Here is an 18,056-nt window from a genome sequence, read left to right on the forward strand (position 1 = left end):
GACGAAGCAGCCACGACGCGGGTCACGAGGCGTACTTCGCGCGCAGGCGCGGGAGGATCTCCGCCCCGTACATGCGCAGGAACTCGGCCTGGTCGTGGCCGGGGTCATGGAAGACGAGGTGCCGGAAGCCGAGTTCGATGTACTCCGAGATCCGCCCGACGTGCTCGTCGGGGTCGGTCGAGACGATGAAGCGCGAGGCCGCCCGCTCGATCGGCAGCTCGGCCGCACGCCGCTGCATCTCGATCGGATCGTGCACGTCGCGCTTCTCCTCGGGCGTGAGCGCGAGCGGGGCCCAGAACCGCGTCTTCTCGAGGGCGGTGTCGTGGTCGGGGTGATACGACACCTTCACCTCCATGAGGGTGTCGATCGCGTCGGATGCGCGCCCGGCCTTGCCGAGGCCGTCCGCCAGCGCGGGCAGCAGCGTATCGGTGTACAGCTCGCGCTTCTTGCCGCTGGTGGTGATGAACCCGTCCGCGATGCGTCCGGCGAGGCGGGTGGCGGCGGGTCCGGCGGCGCCGATGTAGATCGGCACGGGATGCTCGGCGCCGGGCCGGTCGTAGATGGTCGCGTCCTTCACGGAGTAGTAGGTCCCGTCGTACGTGACGCGTTCGTCGGCCCAGAGCTGCTGGATCATCAGGATCGCCTCCTTGAGGCGCTGGAACCGCTCCGGCGCGTCGGGCCACTCCAGCCCGAGCGTCACCTCGTTGAGCGCCTCGCCGGTGCCGACGCCGAGAACGACGCGGTCCGGGAACATCACCCCCAGCGTCGCGAAGGCCTGCGCGATAACGGCGGGGTGGTAACGGAAGCTCGGCGTCAGAACGGATGTGCCGATGAGCACCCGTTCGGTGCGGGCCCCGAGCGCCCCGAGCCATGGCAGGGCGGCGGGGGCGTGGCCGCCGTCGTGCATCCAGGGCTGGAAGTGGTCGGAGAGGAACACGGAGTCGAAGCCCATCTCCTCGGCCAGCACGCCGAACTCGACGAGTTCGCTCGGGCCGAACTGCTCGGACGATGCCTTGTAGCCGAAGCGCAGCGGAAAGGTCATGATGCTCCTCCTGGAAGGGGACGTGGGCGCAGCGTGGGGGCGGATGCGGTGGTCGCCGCAGCGGGTGCCGGGGCGAGGAACTCGGACCCGTCGGCGCGTGCGAGCCGGTCGCGGAAGGCCTCGACGGTGCCGGGCCACAAGAGCGTCAGGCGCCCGGACCGGGGGTCGACGTACCAGTTGCGACAGCCGCCGGTGATCCAGGGGGTGGATGCGGCGGCGCGGTCGATCTCGGCCGTGTAGGCCGCTTCGGCGGCCGGGTCCACCCGCAGCACGCCGCCGGCGACGCGTTCGCGGCGCGCGAGGGTGCGCACGGCGTACGCGGCCTGTTCCTCGAGCATGAGCACGGAGGAGTTGTGGCCGAGCGAGGCGTTGGGTCCGTTGAGCACGAAGAGATTGGGGAACCCGGCGACCACGGTCGAGGCGTACGAGGTCATCCCGCTGCTCCAGTGTTCGGCGAGGGTGCCGTCTTCACCGGTCACGAGGTCGGCGTACGGCTGCTGCGCCGAGGCGAACCCCGTTGCGAGCACCAGCGCATCCACCTCGTGTCGGGAGCCGTCGGCTGCGGTGAGAACATCGCCGTCGACGGCGTCGAGCGCGGCCGGAACGAGGGTGACCGCATCCGAGACCACCGCCGGATAGAACGCATCCGACAGCAGCACGCGCTTGCAGCCGAAGGCGTAGGCGGGGGTGAGGGCGTCGCGCAGCGCCGGGTCGGCGACCTGCGCGCTCAGGTGGTCGAGGGCTATGCCGCGCGCGAGGTCGGCGGCCGCGGCATCGCCGGAGCGTGAGGCGAACCGCGCCTCGCCCTCGGCATACAGCGTCGCTCGAAGGTCGGCGAGGGCTTCGGGATGCTGCGCGAAGCGTCGACGCTCGGCGGAGGAATACGCGCGCTCGCCGCGGGGCACGATCCACGCCGGCGTGCGCTGGAACAGGGTCACGTGCGCACCGCGGCGCACGAGTTCCGGCACGAGCTGCACGGCGCTCGCTCCGGTGCCGACGACGGCGATGCGGCGCCCCGCGACGGGAACGGAGTGGTCCCAGCGGGCGGAGTGGAACAGCGGCCCAGGGAACGTCTCGAGCCCGGTGATCTCGGGGATGAGCGGTTCCGTCAGGCGGCCGCACGCGATGGCGAGGGCATCGGCGATCACGGTGTCGCCGTCGGACGTGCTCACGCGCCAGGTCGACGAGTCGCGGTCCCACCGCGCGCCGGTCATGCCCGTCCGCAGACGGGTGCGGTCGGTCACGCCGGCGCGGTCGGCCACGTCGGCGAGGTAGCGGTGGATCTCGGCACCCGGCGCGAACACGCGGGACCAGTCCGGATGCGGGTGGTCGGCGAACCCGTACAGGTGCGAGGGCACGTCGCACGCGACGCCCGGGTAGGTGTTGTCGCGCCACGTGCCGCCGACGCTGTCGCCGCGCTCGAGGAGCACGAACGACTCCCGCCCGTCGCGGAGCAGGGCCAGCGCCATGCCGATCCCGGCGAAGCCCGCACCGACGATCGCGATCTCGACGCGCACGGTCATCGGATCCGGGTCTTCCGATTCGCCGGCGGTTCGCGGTAGTCGGTGGTGCGCTGGCGGAAGGGGCGGAAGAGCCGCGCGACGAGGGCAGCGGCATCCGGAACCGGCAGGTCCTGGCCGTGCTCGATGCCCGCTTCGGGCTTGACGCGTCCGTCGAGCAGAGTGCCGCCGAGATCGTCGGCACCCGACTGCAGCAGGATGGCGGCGGCCTCGCGGCCGACGCGGGGCCAGGGCGCCTGGATGTGCGAGATCGAGCCGGAGAGCATGAGGCGTGAGACGGCGACCATGGCTCGGTGCTCGTCGATCGCCGGGCGCCCGGCGACGAGCGCCACGCCGCCGCGCGGCCCGGGGAGGGGAATCGGGACGAACTCGCGGAACCCGCCTGTCGCGGACTGGATCTCGCGCAGGCGGCGCAGGTGGGTGATGCGCTCGCCGGCGGTCTCGACGTGTCCGTAGAAGAGCACCGACGTCGAGGAGAATCCCGCACGGTGCGCGGCGGTGATGCCCTCGACCCAGCGATCGGTCTCCAGGTCGGTTGGGGCGATCTCGGCGCGCACGCGTTCGCTCAGCACCTTCACGCCGGTGCCCGGCACGGTGTCGACGCCGGCGTCTTTCATCGCGGCTAGGGCGGCCGCGAGGCCGATGCCGGCGCGGTCGGCGAGGTCCCACACGTCTTGTGGGCGGTAGGCGTGCAGGTGCAGGTCGGGCCGCGTGGCCTTCACGGCTCGTGCGATGTCGAGGTAGGTGTCCGGGGAGACGTCGGCGGGCAGCATCCCCTGCACGCACAGCTCGGTCGCGCCGAGCTGCCACGCGTCGTCGGCGATGGCGGCGACGTCGGCAAGGTCGAACTGCGCCGGGTCGGCGGCATCCGGTGCGGTGCGGAACCCGCTGGAGGTCAGGTTGCGGTTGACGACCAGGCTCACGGCTTCGCCGACGGTGTAGCGACGCACGTCGTCTGCGGCAGCGGCGAGGGCGTCGAGGTCGGCGCCGGTCGCCCGCAGCAGGTCCTGCCACTCGCCGTCGTCGAGTGATCCGGCGTCTGCGGCGGCGCGTGAGATCAGTCTGCCGAGGTCTCCGGCGCGCGGGCCGTCGACTCCAGCCTTTCCTGCCGAACCCACCTCTTCGCCGCGCTGGGAGGGCGTTGTCTCGGCGGAATCGGGGGGACTCGACGCTCCAGATGAGTCGCCCGGCCGCGGCGGACCCGGCACGGCGAGCCCCGTCGCCGGGTCGGTGACGGCAGCGACGGACGCGTGCATCGTGGGATCGAGCCACTCGTCGGGGTCGGCGATGAATTCCGGATGCGCCGTGAGACGCTCGCGCAGGTGGAACCCGAGGTCTTCGGTGGCCGTCGCGAGGTCGTCGAGGTGCGGCCAGGGGCGCTCCGGGTTGACGTGGTCGGCGGTGAGGGGGGAGACCCCGCCCCAGTCATCGGCGCCGGCGCGCACGAGGAGGGCGAACTCGGTCGTGTCGGAGAGGTTCGGCGGCACCTGCACCCGCATCCGGGGACCCAGCACGAGGCGGGCCGCGGCGACGGTGGCGACGTATTCGAGGAGGTCGGCGTCGGGCGCCGACCGCATGGCGGTGCGGGGCTTGGCGCGGAAGTTCTGCACGATCACCTCCTGCACGTGACCGTGGCGGGCATGGGCGTCGCGCAGGGCGATGAGCGACTCCGCCCGATCGCGAACGGTTTCGCCGATGCCGACGAGGATGCCGGTGGTGAACGGGATGCGGGCGCGCCCGGCATCCTCGATCACGCGCAGTCGCACGTCGGGGTCTTTATCGGGGGATCCGTAGTGCACCTGCCCGGGCTCTTCGTAGAGGCGGCGGGAGGTGGTTTCGAGCATCATGCCCATGGAGGGGGCGGTGGGGCGGAGCGTGCGGAGCTCGTCGGCGGTCATCACACCGGGGTTCAGGTGCGCGAGCATGCCGGTCTCGGCGGTGATGAGGCGGGCGATGTGGGCGACGTAGTCGAGTGTGGAGGCGAAGCCGTGGTCGTCGAGCCACGCGCGTGCTTCCGGCCAGCGCTCTTCGGGGCGGTCGCCGAGGGTGAGCAGGGCTTCCTTGCATCCGAGTGCCGCGCCCTGGCGCACGACCGAGAGCACCTGTTCGTCGCTCATGAACACGGGCTTGCGCTTCTTCAGGAGCTGGCCGGGGGTGTCGACGAAGATGCAGTAGTGGCATCGGTCGCGACAGAGGGTCGTGAGCGGCACGAACACCTTGCGCGAGTAGGTGATCACGCCGGGGCGGCCGGCGCTTTCGAGGCCGGCATCGCGCATGGTTCCGGCTGCTGTCAGCACGGCGTCGAGGTCGTCGCCGGCGGTGAGTAGCGTGACGACCTCGTCGACGGTGAGGTCGACCTCGGCTTCGGCGCGGGCGATCGCGCTCCGCACCGCTGGCGCACTCGCGGCCCCGGTGGTCCGGGAGGGTTCGAGCAGGGTCACCTCTCCAGTCTCGCACCGAGCGTCTGTGCCGGCTCGATCGACTGTTGCGGATCGGTCGACAGTGGGCTGCGTCGACGCGCGCCATCGTGACACACGCCATCTTCGAGACGCGCCGCGTCGACACGAGCCAGGCCGACACGAGCCAGGTCGGCGCGCGGCACCCTCGACGCGGTGGGATGCGGCGGGCGCGACGATGAGTTGCTCAGAAGGGCGCGGCGGATGCTTCTGCCGGGGGCGGGTCGGCATCTCCGGGCGTGCCGGGTGGGTCGGGCATGAACATGACCCGTGGTGGTGGGTCGTCGTCGTATTCCAGGCCGGAGGGTGCGGTGAAGTGGAGTCTTCCGCCGGGCATTTGGACGACGGTCCATCCGGCGGCTTGTTTCAGGGTGTGGTGGCTTTCGCAGAACGCGCCGAGGTTGTCGATGTCTGTTTTGCCGCCGAGGGCCCAGTCTTCGCGGTGGTCGATGTCGCATTCGGTGGCGGGTCTGCGGCATCCGGGGAACCGGCACCGGATGTCCCGCGCGACCAGGTACCGCTTCTGCGCGGGGGTGGCGAAGCGTCGGTCGACGGCGAGGACGGTTCCGGTGATGGGGTCGAGGAAGACCCGGTCGAAACCGGGGGCGTTGCCGGCGAGGATCTTCGCCGTCTCCGGGTCCACCGCGCACTTGCCGTTCAGCTGCGCCCCACCGGCGGTGGTTCCCGCGAGTGTGGTGGCGGGGACGGTCACCTGCACGTGCCCACGGATCGCACCCAACCCGCCCTCGACCCCGGTCGGGTCGACGGAGGGGGAGGCGGTGAGCAGCATGTCCAGCAGCAGGTCGGTGCGGATCTGATCCAGCGTCCGCTCATCGAACCACAAGCTCTCCGACGTGTAGTCTCCGTCGGCGCCGCATGAATCTTCCGGTTCGTCCGCCCCGAAACGTGCGCCAGCGCGCTCGGTGGTGTTGCGGCGTGCGGCGCGGTCGGCGGCTTTGATCGTCTTCCCTTGCCGGGTGAGCCGGTCGTAGACCCCGTGGACCTCCACGGACGGTCCGATCGTGCCGAGCATCGACATCCCATCCCGCAGGTCCTCCACCCAGATGCGTCGATCGAGCACGGCATCATCGTGACGTTCCTGCATGCTCTTCGGGTTGAGGTTCTCCGCGACCTGCTCCGCATACGACCGCACCCTCGCCGCAGAGGTGGTTTCGGCGTAGTCGAGCACGTCCCGCTCGTAACTCTCCCGAGCCCCCGGATCGGCAAGCTCCGCACCGGTGTCGACGATCACCTTCACATGTGCCCGGGACACCCGGCCCGCCCGCCACGACTCCCACGCCGCCGGGAACTGGGTCACCGTGCGGTGCGCTTCGAACAACCGGGTCTGCATCGTGCGGTCACTGACCCGCTTCGCCACAGCAAGCTCCGCCGCCATCGCCCGCAGCGGCATCTCCCGCTCCCGCGTCGAGGCATCCCGCAACCGTGCCGTCTGCTGCTGGGCGAGGTCATACGCCTCGGCATACAACCGCTCACGCTCCGCCTGAATCCGCGCCTCCGCCGCATCGAACGCCGCGATCTCCGCAACCAGCTCACGCGTGCGAACCCGGTCCGCCCCACCCTGCTGGTCGATCGCCATCACAACCCCCGCTCGATCTCCGACTACCCCCAAGCGTAGAACCAACCTCAGACATTGATGCGACGCAATGTGGGGCATGGGGGCAACTCATTCATACACAAGTACGAACCGATGAAGACGCGCCATTTGACCGACAACCTGCAGCCAGCGGCGAGTGTCAATCTGACGAGGGCGGCAGTGCGATCGGGCGGTGTCCTGGACCATCATCACGATCGCGGGACTGCTGGTACTTGCGGCCTAGCCACTCGCGGTCACCTGGCGTCCACGGAGTGAGTTCGGCTCCGCGCGGTCGCGTGCAACCTGCTGGGCCGAGTTCTCGAGCCGGGAGGTCGGCGGCGAGGCTACTCGTTGTCCTCACGCTGCGTGCTTGGCGAATCCCTCACATCCGCCTCGAACTGGCGTGGGTTTGAGAAAGCGAATGCGGGGTCGGAGAGGCGCCAGAGCGCGATGCCCATGCCGAAGCAGAAGCACGCGGCAATGAGGAACAGCGGCCAACCCGGTACCGGAGACACGGCGAAGGCTACGAACACGGGGCTAGCGACCCACACGGCCACCGCCCATCGCCGAATTCGTGATGTCCTGGGGTTCATCGGTTCTCGGGCGCCCGTCACCTTGAGTACCTGCCGAGTTCGTCGAGGCTCTCGACGCGGGTCGCCGATCGAGTCGTGGACACCAGGACGCTTGCGCCGGAGAGAGCGCCGACGGCACCGGCGACGATCGCACCGGTCCAGATCGGGTTCGGCCCGGTGTGGACGGTCGCTCCGGTCGTTGGGGATTCGAACACGCACGTTGCGCCGTAGGGGATGAAGGTGAGCTCCGTCCGGACATTCCATGAGGCCTCTCCGGGCGGTAAGCCGGAGGAGATACATCTCTCTGTGCCCAGGATGAGCGGCAGGAGCCCGAGGGCGAGGCTCAAGAGCAGGAGCCAGGTTCCGACGCTCAGCATCATGATGCCCGCGATGGTCGCTCGTGGCCGCGCGTCGTCCATTCGGGGACTCTACGCGTCGGACCCGAGTGTCATGCGCTTGCTGGATGTGACTTGCTCGTTCAGGGGGGTAACTGACTGTTGTCGAAGCCGTACCAAGACCACGCGGCAGCTGCGGCGCCGACACCGAGGGCCGCGAGGATCCAGAACGCGCGGCGTTGTCGCGAGATCCGGTCGGAGTCGTTGGTCAATGCATCGCTCCCGGGGTCGTTCCTCTTGCAGATCGGTGTGATTGCTCCGGCAGCATGGCCGCGAGGCCACACCTCCGTGTCTCTCGGCCGCCCGCCGCCCAGCGTAGGCGCGAGACCCGGCCCGACACCGTGCTTCAGCTGGTGGGTGGGCTGAGGGATGCGGGTTCGCCTTCTGATCGAGGCGTGTAGCTCTCGAAGATGCTGTATCCGACGATGCGTTCGGCGAGGGAGCCGATGGGGCTGCAGCTCGTCATGGTGAGGTACCGACCGCCGGCGGGCACGTCCGGTTTCTGGGGGACATCGAGGAGGATGTCGACCTGGGTGGGGACCACGTACTGGTGGTTCCGAAACCGGTAGGTGTACCAGCCGTTGGGCGCTTCGATGACGATTGCGTCGCCGACCTGCAACTCTGCGAGGCGGTTGAAGGGGGCACCGAAGGTGGTGCGGTGGCCGGCGAGGGCGAAGTTTCCGACCTGTCCCGGCATCTCTGAGCCGGGGTAGTGTCCGACGCGGACGGTGTCGAGGGTGCGGGCGCGGGAGGTGCCGCCGGCGACTTCGAAGACGTAGTCGGCCCCGAATCGCGGGATTCGTATGTTTGCGAACGTCTCCGCGTCGGCGGGTTGCTCGAGCAGTGGCGGCTCGACGGGAGCTGGTGTGCCTGCTGCGGGTCTGGGTGATGTCGTCGGATCGGCGTTTGGGGTGACGTATTCCTGGACCCATCGTTCGGAGAGTGCTTCTCCGTCGTTGCGGGCTTGTGCACCGTAGATCATGTCGCCGATCCAGAACTGCCAGGCGACGTAGAGCAATGCGACGACGCCGAGCGTGATCAGGAGCTCCCCGAGCACGCCCGCAAACGAGGGGCGGGGGTGGCGCGGCCTGCTGGGCGTGCGGTGGCCACGCCTGGTGGTGCCCGACTGATCTGTTTCGGTTTCCACGCGGCAATCCTGCCACTCGAACCCCGCCACCTGCCCGTCAGGAGAGCAGCCTCTCGTTGACCCGATCGGCTCCGAACGTCAGTCGTGCCAGATCGCGCGGAGGAGACGGATGGTGTCGTCGAGCGAGAGGTTGGCGTTGGCGCTTTCGGTGTTGAGATGGTGTGCGGCGTCGAGGACCGGGCGAGGCGTGGTGGTCGCGGTGGTCGCAACGCGGGTCCCGGCGCCGATACGGGTGACGAGGATGCCGTCTTTCTCGAGGGTGCGGTATTCCTTCGCGACGGTCCCAGGGGCGACTCCGAGGTCGTTGGCGAGTTGGCGGACGGAGGGAATGCGTTGGTCTGCGGCAAGTTGGTTCCGAACGATAGCCGCCTTCGTGAACGCGGGGCTCCCCGTTATGCTCGGCTCACTTGGTGCACTCTTCGCGGATGGGAATCGGCGGCCGTGGGCGGCTCTTCTTCCTGCACCGTTCCTGCCGCTGAAGGGGGTCCTGCTCGTCATCGGCGACCTGGAGGCCACACCCAACCTCGCCGAGCAGGTCGGGCAGAGACTTGCGGACAACATCGCGTTGTCTGTTCTCTTCTTCACCACCTACGTCGTTGGATTGATAGGCATGATCGCGCTGCCGATGATCGCGAGGCGGGAGGGCCGGGTTGGCCGATGGCGAGTCACCCTGAAGGGCGCTGTCATCGCACCCGCAGTCGTCGTCCTTGCGGGTGCAATGGGTGCATCTCTCGTCTGCGGATTCGGGTAGACGGCGGCGGCGCGGGAAGAAGAGGACGACGACCGTACCCCGCCGCCGATGCTCGCGTCAAAGACGCAGACCGCCGGCGCTCACTCCGCTGAAATGGGGTGAACCTCGACGAAGCCGTACAGGGGCGCGCGTCGCGCATAGCGCGCGGCCTCGTCCCGGTCGGTGCACTCCACCATGTAATAGCCGACGAGAGTTCCCGCCGCGTCGATGGGTGGATTCTCTGTGCGGTCGTCGCGGCTCGTGGATGACAACTCTGTTCTGATCGCGCGTGCCGCCTCGGAGTCAAACTGACCCGACGCGAGGAATACGCCGTCGCGCTTCAGGGACTCCTCGTACTCAGCCCATGCAGCATAATCCGCGGCTTGCTCACCCTCGGTGTAGCTGCCGTCGGACCGCATCAAGAGCATCGCTTTCATCGGGTCTCCCTCCAGACACGCTCACTGTCTCATCGGCAGACGAGAAAAACTAGCCCACGCCGTCCGGATCCGTCTGAACCTCCGAGGCAGCCGCAACTTCCCCCGCTGTGGCATTGGTAATGGATCGGGGCTGCGCCTCGCGGATGCGGAGCGCGGCGAGCGCGCCTGGCCGCGCTCAAGTCCGCTACCGGCGCGACGAGTCCGGACGATGCTGCTCGTCATGCACGGGAGACCGAGGACTGGGAGAGCACGGAACTGGCCGACGCTTCGTGACGTCGCCTGATCTCGACCGCCTCACAGGGGTCACCGGCGAGGTCTCGCCCACGTCTCTGCCGCTAGGCGCCGCGCAGCTCCTGTCTGTCAGATCGCCTCCGGAGGGCGTCTGCGATGGGGAGTGCTGCAGCCGCGATGAGCGCGACCGTGCTGAAGAGATAGAGAGCCGTCGACCACCCCGAGTGGTCGCCGCCGGAGACGAGGAATGTGTCCGCCACGGCCATTCCGGCCGGAAACGAGGCGATGAACAGAGCAGGGGCGCCCAGGGCGAGCATGGTGAGGTAGCCCAGGGCTGCGGCCACAGGCGTCGTCGCTCGGTTCCGCAGCAGAAGGGCGGCGAGCGCGAGCGCCAGGACGATTCCGCCGCCGAGCACGGTGAGGGTCAGCGGGATGCCGGGAGATTCGCCCGCTTGCGAGATTCCGCCGTAGATCTCGGACAGGCCCGCTCCGGGAACCGCCGCCAGCGGGTTCACTACCAAGATCTGCAACGCCGCGAGAACGGCGTAGAGGATGACCGTGCCACATCCGATCACCACCACCACCCACACGGGCGCCGGCTGCTTCGGGAGAACCCGCACAGCCGGAACCGAGCGCTCAGCGGACCTCACTCCTCCGCGCCCCGCACCGCGTACTCGGTGGTCACCCATCCGGAGCCGACATGGCTGGCGACCTGGGTCATGACGGTCTGTTCGAGATCGGATGGGGTGGGCCCGCGTCCGCTCCCGATCAGGCTGGGGATGTGACGAAGGCGCAGCACGTCGACCAGATCGGCCCGGAAGAGCGCATCCGTGAGTTGCAGGCTTCCCCACACGAGCAGATCGCCATCGGTCTCGTTGCGGAGTCGCACGTGCGTCTCGAGCGGATCTCCGGGTTCGACGATTCCCGGCGCATGGTCACCCCACGGCGCTGCTCCGATCGAACTGCTGACGATGTGCTTGGGGAGAGTGTTGATCGGCCCCGCGACGGGCTCGTCGCGGGGATCGACGTTCGGCCAGTACTCGACGAACATCTCATACGTCTTCCGTCCGAGCACGATCGCACCGACGTGCTCCAGCATCTCGAGCTGGTCTGAGTCGGTGCTGTCGATCGGCGCCGCGTCCATGAAACTCATCCCACCGTCGGAGTCCTGCACGAAACCGTCGGCGGTGATGATCTGCTCCACGATGATGCGACCCATGCGTCGACGCTAGGCGCGCCATCCCTGGTACGCCACCCCTGGCGCGTCAGGGATAGCCGAGGTCCCGGCGCGGCGTCCCATCGTGCGGACTCCTGCCGACCGCCCGCGCCGGATCAGCCGCGCTCGACGGGGAGCCAGAGCTCGCACGTGGCCGTGCTGAAGTCGGGCGCCCTGTCGAGCACCGAAACGATCGAGGGGCCCGGCCGCAGTCGCCACGGGTTCGACGGGAACCAGTCGGTCGCCGTCGCCGCCCAGGTGCGCTGCAGCTCGGCCGGGTAGGCGCCCTCGGAGCGGAACGCCGCCCACGTGCCGGCGGCAAGCTCGATCACGTCGAGATCGCTGGGCACGGCGACGTCGTCGCTCACCGCGACGCCGTGCAGATACGTCAGCTCGCTGCCCTCGGCGTAGTCCGCATCGACGTCGGCACTCACCTGCAGCAGGCCTGCCGGCTCCGTGTCGCCGAGCTCCTTCAGCCGCGCGTGCGCGGTCTCAGGTAGCCCGGCGATATGGGCCTGGATGTGCGGATTGACGCCCTCGTGAATGAGCGGCACGCGCACGGCGTGTCCGACGAGCCGGAAAGCGGGGCGATCGATGAGACGCGTGTCCATGGGGGTGTTCCCTTCGACGGTCAGGCGAAACCTGAGTTGCGGTTGCGTGCGAAGAGGAGCCGCGTGCCGGCGCACATCCGACGGTGAGACACGGTGGACCGAGCGGAACGCCCGGTTGAACGCCTCCGTCGAGCCGTAGCCCCAACGGACTGCCACCTCGAGCAGGTCGTCCGATCCGCGCAGGTCGGCCGCCGCGAGCGTCATGCGACGGCGTCGCACGTACTCCGACAGCGGCATGCCCGCCAACGACGAGAACATGCGACGCAGGTGATACTCCGTCGTTCCCCACGTGCGCGCGAGGCCGGCGACGTCGATCTCATCCGAGATGTTCGCTTCGATGTGCTCGACCAGACGGTTCAGTGATCCGATCACGGCTTCCTCCTTCGCTCCACAGCCTTCCGCGGCCGAACGAACCGCGCCCGACAATCGTGGCCCGATCGAGTCGTCTCGATTGTTGCCTGTCCGTGAGCAAAACGGTTCTGACGGGTCGGATGCCGCTGGCAGACTAGAGGGCATGGTCACGCTCCTGCTCGATTCGGCGCACCTCGAGGTCGCGCTGTCGGGCGCCGAACGTGCTCTGGCATTCCGCAAGGAGAACATCCGCGTGGACCGGTCGGCGATCGCGAAGGTGCAGTTGACGGAAGACCCGTGGCACTGGCTGCGCGGCGTCGCCCACCCCGGAACGTACGTGCGCGGCGTCATCGCGATGGGAACGTGGGAGTCGACCGGCGCGAAGGACTTCGCGATCGTGCGCCGTCGCCGCGCCGGCGTCGTGATCGACCTCGACGGCCACCCGGACTTCCAGCGTCTCGTGCTCACGACCCGTCACGGCATCGAACTCGTGCAGGCTCTGCGTCTCGACGCCGAGGACGAGCCCGCCGATGTCGTGACCCTCGCCGCGACCGGAGCGATCCCGACCGCCTCGGCCGAGGAACAGAACTCCGCAACCTGATCCGGGGTGGATGCGCGCGATAGCGTGAGGGGGTGAGTGAAACCACACCCGCCGCCGCTGCTGCAGGCGATGCCGACGTGCTCGTGCGGGTGCACGCTGCCCTCGGTCATCTCACGCTGAACCGGCCGCGGGCGATCAACGCGCTCACCCTCGAGATGGTGCGCCACCTCACCGACGCGCTGGACACCTGGCGCCACTCGCCCCACATCGACCTCGTACTCCTCGACGGCGCCGGTGATCGCGGACTGTGCGCGGGCGGCGACGTGCGGGGCCTCCGGGAACAGATCATCGCCGGGAACCCCGAGGCCACCGGGGAGTTCTTCCGGGCCGAGTACGCCCTCAACGCGGCGATCGCGGAGTACCCGGTGCCGATCGTCGCGTATGCCGACGGCATCACCATGGGCGGCGGCATCGGGCTCGCGGGCCACGCCCACATCCGGATCGTCACCGAACGCTCGCGCCTCGCCATGCCCGAGACCCGCATCGGCTTCACCCCCGACGTCGGCGGCAGCCTGCTTCTGGCGCGTGCGCCGGGTCGCCTCGGCGAGTACCTGGCGCTCACCGGCGCCACGATGACAGCCGCCGACGCCCTCTACGCCGGATTCGCCGATCACCTCGTGCCTTCGGTGCACCTCGGCCCGCTCTCCGAGGCGCTCGAGACCCGCGCCGACCCGGGGTCGCCGTCGGAGATCGTGCTGCTGTTCGACGACACCCCCGACACCTCCGCGCTCGAGCAGGCACGCGGATGGATCGACGACGCCTTCGCCGCCCCCACCGTCGCCGAGATCGTCGAACGGCTTCTCGCCAGCGAAGTGCCGGAAGCGCGGGAGACCGCCGCCACCCTCGGCGAGCTCTCCCCGACCTCGCTGACCGTCACGCTCGAAGCGGTGCGCCGTGCGCGGGGGCTCACCCTGCGGCAGGCGCTCGACCAGGAGTACCGCCTGGCCCAGTGGTTCGCCGTGACACAGCCCGACCTCGCCGAGGGCATCCGTGCGCAGCTGGTCGACAAGGACCGCTCGCCGCGCTGGAAGCCGGCATCCCTCGACGACCTCGCCCCCGACCTGGTCGACGAGGCGTTCTCGTTCGTTCCGTCCGCGCCGCTCTGGGGGTGACGCCATGGTCCGCCGACCCATCACCCGGCACCGTCGCCGATGGTCCATCGGGATCGCCGTCGACTGGTTCTTCTTCACGTTCGCGGGACTCGCTGCGATCTGGCTCGCCTACCTGAGCTTCACCGAATCGTTCAGCCTCGGATGGTGGGGCATCCTCGGCGTGCTCGCTTTCTGGGTGCTGCTGGCATACCTCGTCCTGCCGCGCCTGCATCGCATCCTCACGACGGTCTACGTGCCGGAGTACTTCATCGGCCGTGCCCGCACCAGCGACGGACTGCTCGGCGACCCCGTCAACCTCGCCTTCATGGGCGAGGGCGACCAGATCGAGGCCGCGCTGCGAACCGGCGGATGGACGCGCGCCGACGACGTCACCCTCGCGTCGTCGTGGCGCATCATCAGCTCGACGATGACCCGACGCAGCTACGAGCACGCCCCGGTCAGCCCGCTCTTCCTCTTCGGCCGCCAGCAGGACTTCGCCTACCAGCAGGAGGTCGACGGCAACCCCGGCCAGCGGCACCACGTGCGGTTCTGGCGGTGTCCGGACGGATGGCTGCTGCCCGGCGGCCGCCGCGTCGACTGGCTCGCCGCCGGCACCTTCGACACCTCCGTGGGCCTGTCGCTGTTCACCCTCCAGGTCACCCACAAGATCGACGCCGACACCGACATCGAGCGCGACCACATCGTCGCCACCGTCTCCGCCGACCCGCGTGTGCGGGTGGAGGTCATCGAGGACTTCTCCACGGGCTATCACGCGCGAAACGGCGGCGGCGACAGCATCCGCACCGACGGAGACCTGCCGATCGTCGACGTGCGCGGCGTGCCGGCCGCGCCAGACGCTGCGCCTGCGTCGGGCGCCGCGCCGGGGCCCGGAAGCGAGGTGACCGCATGAGCACACCGGAGTCCCCGCGCCCCTCGCCGCGCGACGTGCCCAAGCGTCACGCCTACGAACCGCCCGCGAGTCTCCTTCGCCGACCGGGCTTCGATCCGCACATGAAGCGCCCGCTCAGCACGCTGGCCGGGGGCATCCTCGTCATCCTCAGCGCCTTCGCCGCCGCGCTGTTCATCGCCGACGTCGCCCTGCGATGGTTCACCGACACCGCCGACGAGGTCGTGTGGATGCTCGGAGACAGCGTGACCCCGGACGCTCGCCTCGCGGGGCTGTATGCCTTCCTCGGCATCGGCGGATTCTTCGTGCTCGCCGAGCTCGTGCTCGCCGTCTTCGTGCTCCGGGGACGCAACGGCCCGCGCGTGATCGTCATGACCTACTCCACGATCACCATCTGCGCCTCGTTCGCGGGCTGGTGGGCCGGCGGACAGGACGTCACGTTCGAGACCAGCCTCATCTCGGTCGCGACGGACGTGCTCATCCTGCTCGCGCTGTCCTCGCAGGACGCCGCCGCCTATGCCCGCCGCTTCGAGGTGGTCGCCGATACCCCTGATGAGCCTCCGGCGAACCTGGGAGCCGGGCAAAGGGAATCTCAGTAGCCTGGATTCCTCACCGCCGCGCCCGCGACGGGAGGAGTGGGAGGCGCCGTGTTCGACAGTCCGCTGTCCGCGTCCGCCTACGATCTGCTCGGTGTGGACCCCGCCGCCGACGCCGAGACGCTCCGCCGGGCCTATCGCCTGAAGCTGCGGCAGTCGCATCCGGATGTCGGCGGGGATGCCGCCGTGTTCGTGCAGGTGCAGCGGGCGTGGGAGCTGGTCGGCACCGCCGACGCGCGCGCATCGTACGACCGCCGCAACGGGTTCGCCGACGCCGGCGAGCCGGGAGCGCCGTCATCCGAACCCGCTGCCGACGCCGAGAAGCCGGCGTGGAGCAGTCCCGCGCCGCCTCGCGCGAACGCGCGCCCCGACACGCGCCCCCGCGCCCGCAGCCACGGGCAGCCCGGCGGATGGCGCCGCGAGAAGTACCTCGAGCTCATCCGCGAATGGGTCGGCCGCGGCGTCGAGATCCCCGATCCGTACGCCCCGCACCTGGTGCGCTCGGCCCCCCACGAGGTGCGCCGGCTGCTCGCCGACGCGCTCGCCGAAGAGGCCACCGCCGTGACCGTCTCCGAGCTCGGCATGGGCTACACCGCGTGGCACGACATCGACGCGGGCCGGGCGAAGCTCGATCACATCGTGCTCGGGCCGAGTGGCCTCTACGGCATCCTCTCCGAGGACTTCGGCCGCCCGGTGCGCATCAAGCGCGGCGAGGTCGCCGACGTCGACGGCGGTCCGATCTCGACGCACGTCGCCGCGATGCGCACAGTCGGGCGCGCGGCGCGGGTGAAGTTCGGCGGGGCGATCGTCGTGCTTCCGGATGACGACGTCGAGCACGCCATGCAGGAGATCGGCAAGGTGCGCGGTGTGCCGACCGCCGTCGTGGGCCGGTCCGCGCTGTCGACCGTGCTGCGGCGGGGAATCACCGGCACCCGGCCGCTGGGCGGCACCGAGGTCTTCGAGATCCGCACGCGCCTGCAGGCCGCGGTGCGCTTCGCCTGACCTGAAGCCGGCTCAGCCGGCCAGGCCGAAGAGGTCGAGCGGATGCGTCAGCCGCCACCACGGGTCGGGGTCCTCGATGTCGTCGGCGAGCTCGAGCGTGACGGTGGTGGCGTCGAGGGGACCGCCCACCGACAGGGTCCCGACCACCTCGCCGTCGCCGCGCGCATCGTCGAGATCGTAGGACGCGTCGACGGTCGCGCTGCCCCCGTCCCACAGGATCACCGACGCGTCATCCGACACGACGATGTCGACATCCGACCCCCACAGCGTCGTGACGGCACCGGCCACCGTGCCGGCGGTCACCGACGGCTCCGGCTGAAGGTTCGCGACGGCCTGCTCGTACAGTGAGCGCGAGGCGTCGTCGCGTCCCTCGGCGTCGACCTCGCCGAGCACCGAGGCGTAGAGGCGCACGGTCGTGTCCCCGATCGCCACCTCTTCGGCCGACAGGAGGTTCCAGCTCTCGTCGAGCGTGCCGGTCTTCACGCCGATGACGCCCTCGTCCGCCAGCAGACTGTTGGTGTTCTCGACCAGGCCGGCTCCGGGCAGCTCGACCGAGCGCGTGGCCACGATCTCGGCGATCACCGGGTCGGCGAGAGCCCGGGAGGCGAGCGCCAGCAGCGATGCCGGATCTGCGGTGTTGCCCGGATCGATGCCGGTGGGTTCGACCACGGTGACCCCGTCGAGGCCGTGCTGGGCGAGCCAGGTGTTCGCGGCGTCGGCGAACAGGGCGTCCGAGGCCCAGATGCGGCTGGCGAGACGGTCGGCGTAGTTGTTCGCCGACCCGATGAGCATGCCCTGCAGCATCTGGTATTCCGTCAGTGTGCCGCCGACCGGCACATCCAGCGCCGACTCGTCGCGATAGCGGTACTCCCAGTACTCGGCGCTGTCTGCGGCCGAGAAGGAGTAGTCCGGACCCGACTCGCCGACCGCGAGCGGCATCCGGTCGAGCACGAGCAGTGCGGTCACGACCTTCGTGATGCTCGCCATCGGCACGACCGCGTCGGAGGAGGCGAGGGTCGACGAGATGCCCGCGACGGACACCGCGGATGACCCCGGCTCGGGCCACGACATCTCGAGCGGTGCGGATGCGATCGGCGCGACCTCGATCGGCGTGACCGTCGGGGCGACGGCGTGGAGCGGCCACAGGAGCGTCGTCGCGGCGTACGCGCCGACGACGAGCGCCGCTGCCGCGGTCGGCCACACGACGCCGGGGCGCCAGAGGCTCCGGCGCGGACGCTTCGCGAGCAGGTCGGCTCCGACCGAGGTGTACGACGTGGTCGCGGAGGACAGGTCCACCGGCGCCGCGGTGCGGGCGAGCGTGGCCGCGTCGACCCAGGCGAGCGCAGCCGTGGTCGGTCCCGTCGTGGGGGCGTCGGTCGGCTCCGCGGTGCCTTCGGGCTCCGTCGTGACGTCGGGCTCCACGGTGACGTCGGGCTCCACGGTGCCTTCGCGCTCCGTTGTGGCGTCGGCGGGCCGGGCGGACTCGGCCGCGGACGAGCCCCCGCGCTGCCGCAGCGACCGGCGCGTCGTCGGCGGTGCGTCCTCCACAGTCACCCC

18 protein-coding genes are annotated in these 18,056 nt (G+C 69.9%); 6 read left to right on the plus strand and 12 right to left on the minus strand.

What is annotated here, in order from left to right:
* Positions 1–22: 22 nt before the first annotated feature.
* The 7 genes from fgd to ACGG9C_RS07980 form a co-directional block, all read right to left on the minus strand.
* The gene (gene fgd / locus ACGG9C_RS07950; RefSeq protein WP_194383930.1) at positions 23–1,042 is read right to left on the minus strand and encodes a glucose-6-phosphate dehydrogenase (coenzyme-F420); all 1,020 of its coding nucleotides are present in this window, start codon (positions 1,040–1,042) and stop codon (positions 23–25) included.
* Positions 1,039–2,565, minus strand: a complete 1,527-nt coding sequence (locus tag ACGG9C_RS07955) for an NAD(P)/FAD-dependent oxidoreductase (RefSeq protein ID WP_194383929.1) — start codon at positions 2,563–2,565, stop codon at positions 1,039–1,041. The genes fgd and ACGG9C_RS07955 overlap by 4 nt, the downstream gene beginning before the upstream one ends.
* On the minus strand, positions 2,562–5,003 hold the full coding sequence (gene cofG / locus ACGG9C_RS07960; RefSeq protein WP_390178512.1) for a 7,8-didemethyl-8-hydroxy-5-deazariboflavin synthase CofG: 2,442 nt from the start codon (positions 5,001–5,003) through the stop codon (positions 2,562–2,564). The genes ACGG9C_RS07955 and cofG overlap by 4 nt, the downstream gene beginning before the upstream one ends.
* Before the next feature lie 202 nt (positions 5,004–5,205).
* Positions 5,206–6,615 (minus strand): HNH endonuclease signature motif containing protein, encoded by a 1,410-nt coding sequence (locus ACGG9C_RS07965; protein ID WP_194383927.1) that lies wholly within the window; start codon positions 6,613–6,615, stop codon positions 5,206–5,208.
* A gap of 607 nt (positions 6,616–7,222) precedes the next feature.
* On the minus strand, positions 7,223–7,603 hold the full coding sequence (locus ACGG9C_RS07970; RefSeq protein ID WP_194383926.1) for a hypothetical protein: 381 nt from the start codon (positions 7,601–7,603) through the stop codon (positions 7,223–7,225).
* Positions 7,604–7,925: 322 nt separating this feature from the next.
* Positions 7,926–8,726 carry a class E sortase gene (locus tag ACGG9C_RS07975; protein WP_194383925.1) on the minus strand — a complete coding sequence of 267 codons (801 nt, stop codon included), beginning with the start codon at positions 8,724–8,726 and terminating at the stop codon, positions 7,926–7,928.
* 78 nt (positions 8,727–8,804) lie between these two features.
* Positions 8,805–9,122, minus strand: coding sequence for a GntR family transcriptional regulator (locus ACGG9C_RS07980; protein ID WP_390178517.1), 318 nt, complete (start codon positions 9,120–9,122; stop codon positions 8,805–8,807).
* Between ACGG9C_RS07980 and ACGG9C_RS07985 the strand changes: the two genes are divergently transcribed.
* A complete protein-coding gene (locus ACGG9C_RS07985) occupies positions 9,100–9,477 on the plus strand; it encodes a hypothetical protein (RefSeq protein ID WP_390178518.1) in 378 nt (125 codons plus the stop codon). The genes ACGG9C_RS07980 and ACGG9C_RS07985 overlap by 23 nt on opposite strands.
* Positions 9,478–9,557: 80 nt before the next feature.
* Here ACGG9C_RS07985 and ACGG9C_RS07990 read toward each other — a convergent pair whose 3' ends face one another.
* From ACGG9C_RS07990 to ACGG9C_RS08005, 4 genes are all read right to left on the minus strand, one after another.
* On the minus strand, positions 9,558–9,893 hold the full coding sequence (locus tag ACGG9C_RS07990; protein WP_194383924.1) for a YciI family protein: 336 nt from the start codon (positions 9,891–9,893) through the stop codon (positions 9,558–9,560).
* 335 nt (positions 9,894–10,228) lie between these two features.
* Complete coding sequence (locus ACGG9C_RS07995) at positions 10,229–10,744, minus strand: hypothetical protein (protein ID WP_194383923.1); 516 nt, start codon at positions 10,742–10,744, stop codon at positions 10,229–10,231.
* Between the two features lie 26 nt (positions 10,745–10,770).
* A complete protein-coding gene (locus ACGG9C_RS08000; RefSeq protein ID WP_194383922.1) occupies positions 10,771–11,343 on the minus strand; it encodes a dihydrofolate reductase family protein in 573 nt (190 codons plus the stop codon).
* A gap of 113 nt (positions 11,344–11,456) precedes the next feature.
* Positions 11,457–12,323, minus strand: a complete 867-nt coding sequence (locus tag ACGG9C_RS08005) for an AraC family transcriptional regulator (RefSeq protein WP_194383921.1) — start codon at positions 12,321–12,323, stop codon at positions 11,457–11,459.
* 142 nt (positions 12,324–12,465) lie between these two features.
* Between ACGG9C_RS08005 and ACGG9C_RS08010 the strand changes: the two genes are divergently transcribed.
* The 5 genes from ACGG9C_RS08010 to ACGG9C_RS08030 are packed head-to-tail and all read left to right on the plus strand — an operon-like array spanning position 12,466 to position 16,499.
* Positions 12,466–12,903, plus strand: coding sequence for a hypothetical protein (locus ACGG9C_RS08010; RefSeq protein ID WP_071045478.1), 438 nt, complete (start codon positions 12,466–12,468; stop codon positions 12,901–12,903).
* 32 nt (positions 12,904–12,935) lie between these two features.
* Positions 12,936–14,015: an enoyl-CoA hydratase/isomerase family protein gene (locus ACGG9C_RS08015; protein ID WP_194383920.1), complete on the plus strand. Its 1,080-nt coding sequence runs from the start codon at positions 12,936–12,938 to the stop codon at positions 14,013–14,015.
* Between the two features lie 4 nt (positions 14,016–14,019).
* Positions 14,020–14,904: an LssY C-terminal domain-containing protein gene (locus ACGG9C_RS08020; protein WP_194383919.1), complete on the plus strand. Its 885-nt coding sequence runs from the start codon at positions 14,020–14,022 to the stop codon at positions 14,902–14,904.
* The gene (locus tag ACGG9C_RS08025) at positions 14,901–15,500 is read left to right on the plus strand and encodes a hypothetical protein (protein ID WP_071045481.1); all 600 of its coding nucleotides are present in this window, start codon (positions 14,901–14,903) and stop codon (positions 15,498–15,500) included. The genes ACGG9C_RS08020 and ACGG9C_RS08025 overlap by 4 nt, the downstream gene beginning before the upstream one ends.
* Positions 15,501–15,548: 48 nt before the next feature.
* Positions 15,549–16,499 (plus strand): DnaJ domain-containing protein, encoded by a 951-nt coding sequence (locus ACGG9C_RS08030; protein ID WP_194383918.1) that lies wholly within the window; start codon positions 15,549–15,551, stop codon positions 16,497–16,499.
* Between the two features lie 12 nt (positions 16,500–16,511).
* On the opposite strand, the gene ACGG9C_RS08035 is transcribed toward ACGG9C_RS08030, so the two are convergent.
* Positions 16,512–18,053, minus strand: coding sequence for a D-alanyl-D-alanine carboxypeptidase family protein (locus ACGG9C_RS08035; protein ID WP_194383917.1), 1,542 nt, complete (start codon positions 18,051–18,053; stop codon positions 16,512–16,514).
* Between the last annotated feature and the right edge of the window lie 3 nt (positions 18,054–18,056).

The organism is Microbacterium sp. MTN4-26, from assembly GCF_042846595.1.
GTDB classification, from domain to species: domain Bacteria; phylum Actinomycetota; class Actinomycetes; order Actinomycetales; family Microbacteriaceae; genus Microbacterium; species Microbacterium luteum.

Excerpts from the sequence above, each read along its gene's own strand:
- fgd (WP_194383930.1), bottom strand. The coding sequence starts at position 1,042 with ATGACCTTTCCGCTGCGCTTCGGCTACAAGGCATCGTCCGAGCAGTTC.
- ACGG9C_RS07955 (WP_194383929.1), bottom strand. The coding sequence starts at position 2,565 with ATGACCGTGCGCGTCGAGATCGCGATCGTCGGTGCGGGCTTCGCCGGG.
- ACGG9C_RS07965 (WP_194383927.1), bottom strand. The coding sequence starts at position 6,615 with ATGGCGATCGACCAGCAGGGTGGGGCGGACCGGGTTCGCACGCGTGAG.
- ACGG9C_RS07970 (WP_194383926.1), bottom strand. The coding sequence starts at position 7,603 with ATGGACGACGCGCGGCCACGAGCGACCATCGCGGGCATCATGATGCTG.
- ACGG9C_RS07990 (WP_194383924.1), bottom strand. The coding sequence starts at position 9,893 with ATGAAAGCGATGCTCTTGATGCGGTCCGACGGCAGCTACACCGAGGGT.
- ACGG9C_RS08000 (WP_194383922.1), bottom strand. The coding sequence starts at position 11,343 with ATGGGTCGCATCATCGTGGAGCAGATCATCACCGCCGACGGTTTCGTG.
- ACGG9C_RS08010 (WP_071045478.1), top strand. The coding sequence starts at position 12,466 with ATGGTCACGCTCCTGCTCGATTCGGCGCACCTCGAGGTCGCGCTGTCG.
- ACGG9C_RS08020 (WP_194383919.1), top strand. The coding sequence starts at position 14,020 with ATGGTCCGCCGACCCATCACCCGGCACCGTCGCCGATGGTCCATCGGG.
- ACGG9C_RS08025 (WP_071045481.1), top strand. The coding sequence starts at position 14,901 with ATGAGCACACCGGAGTCCCCGCGCCCCTCGCCGCGCGACGTGCCCAAG.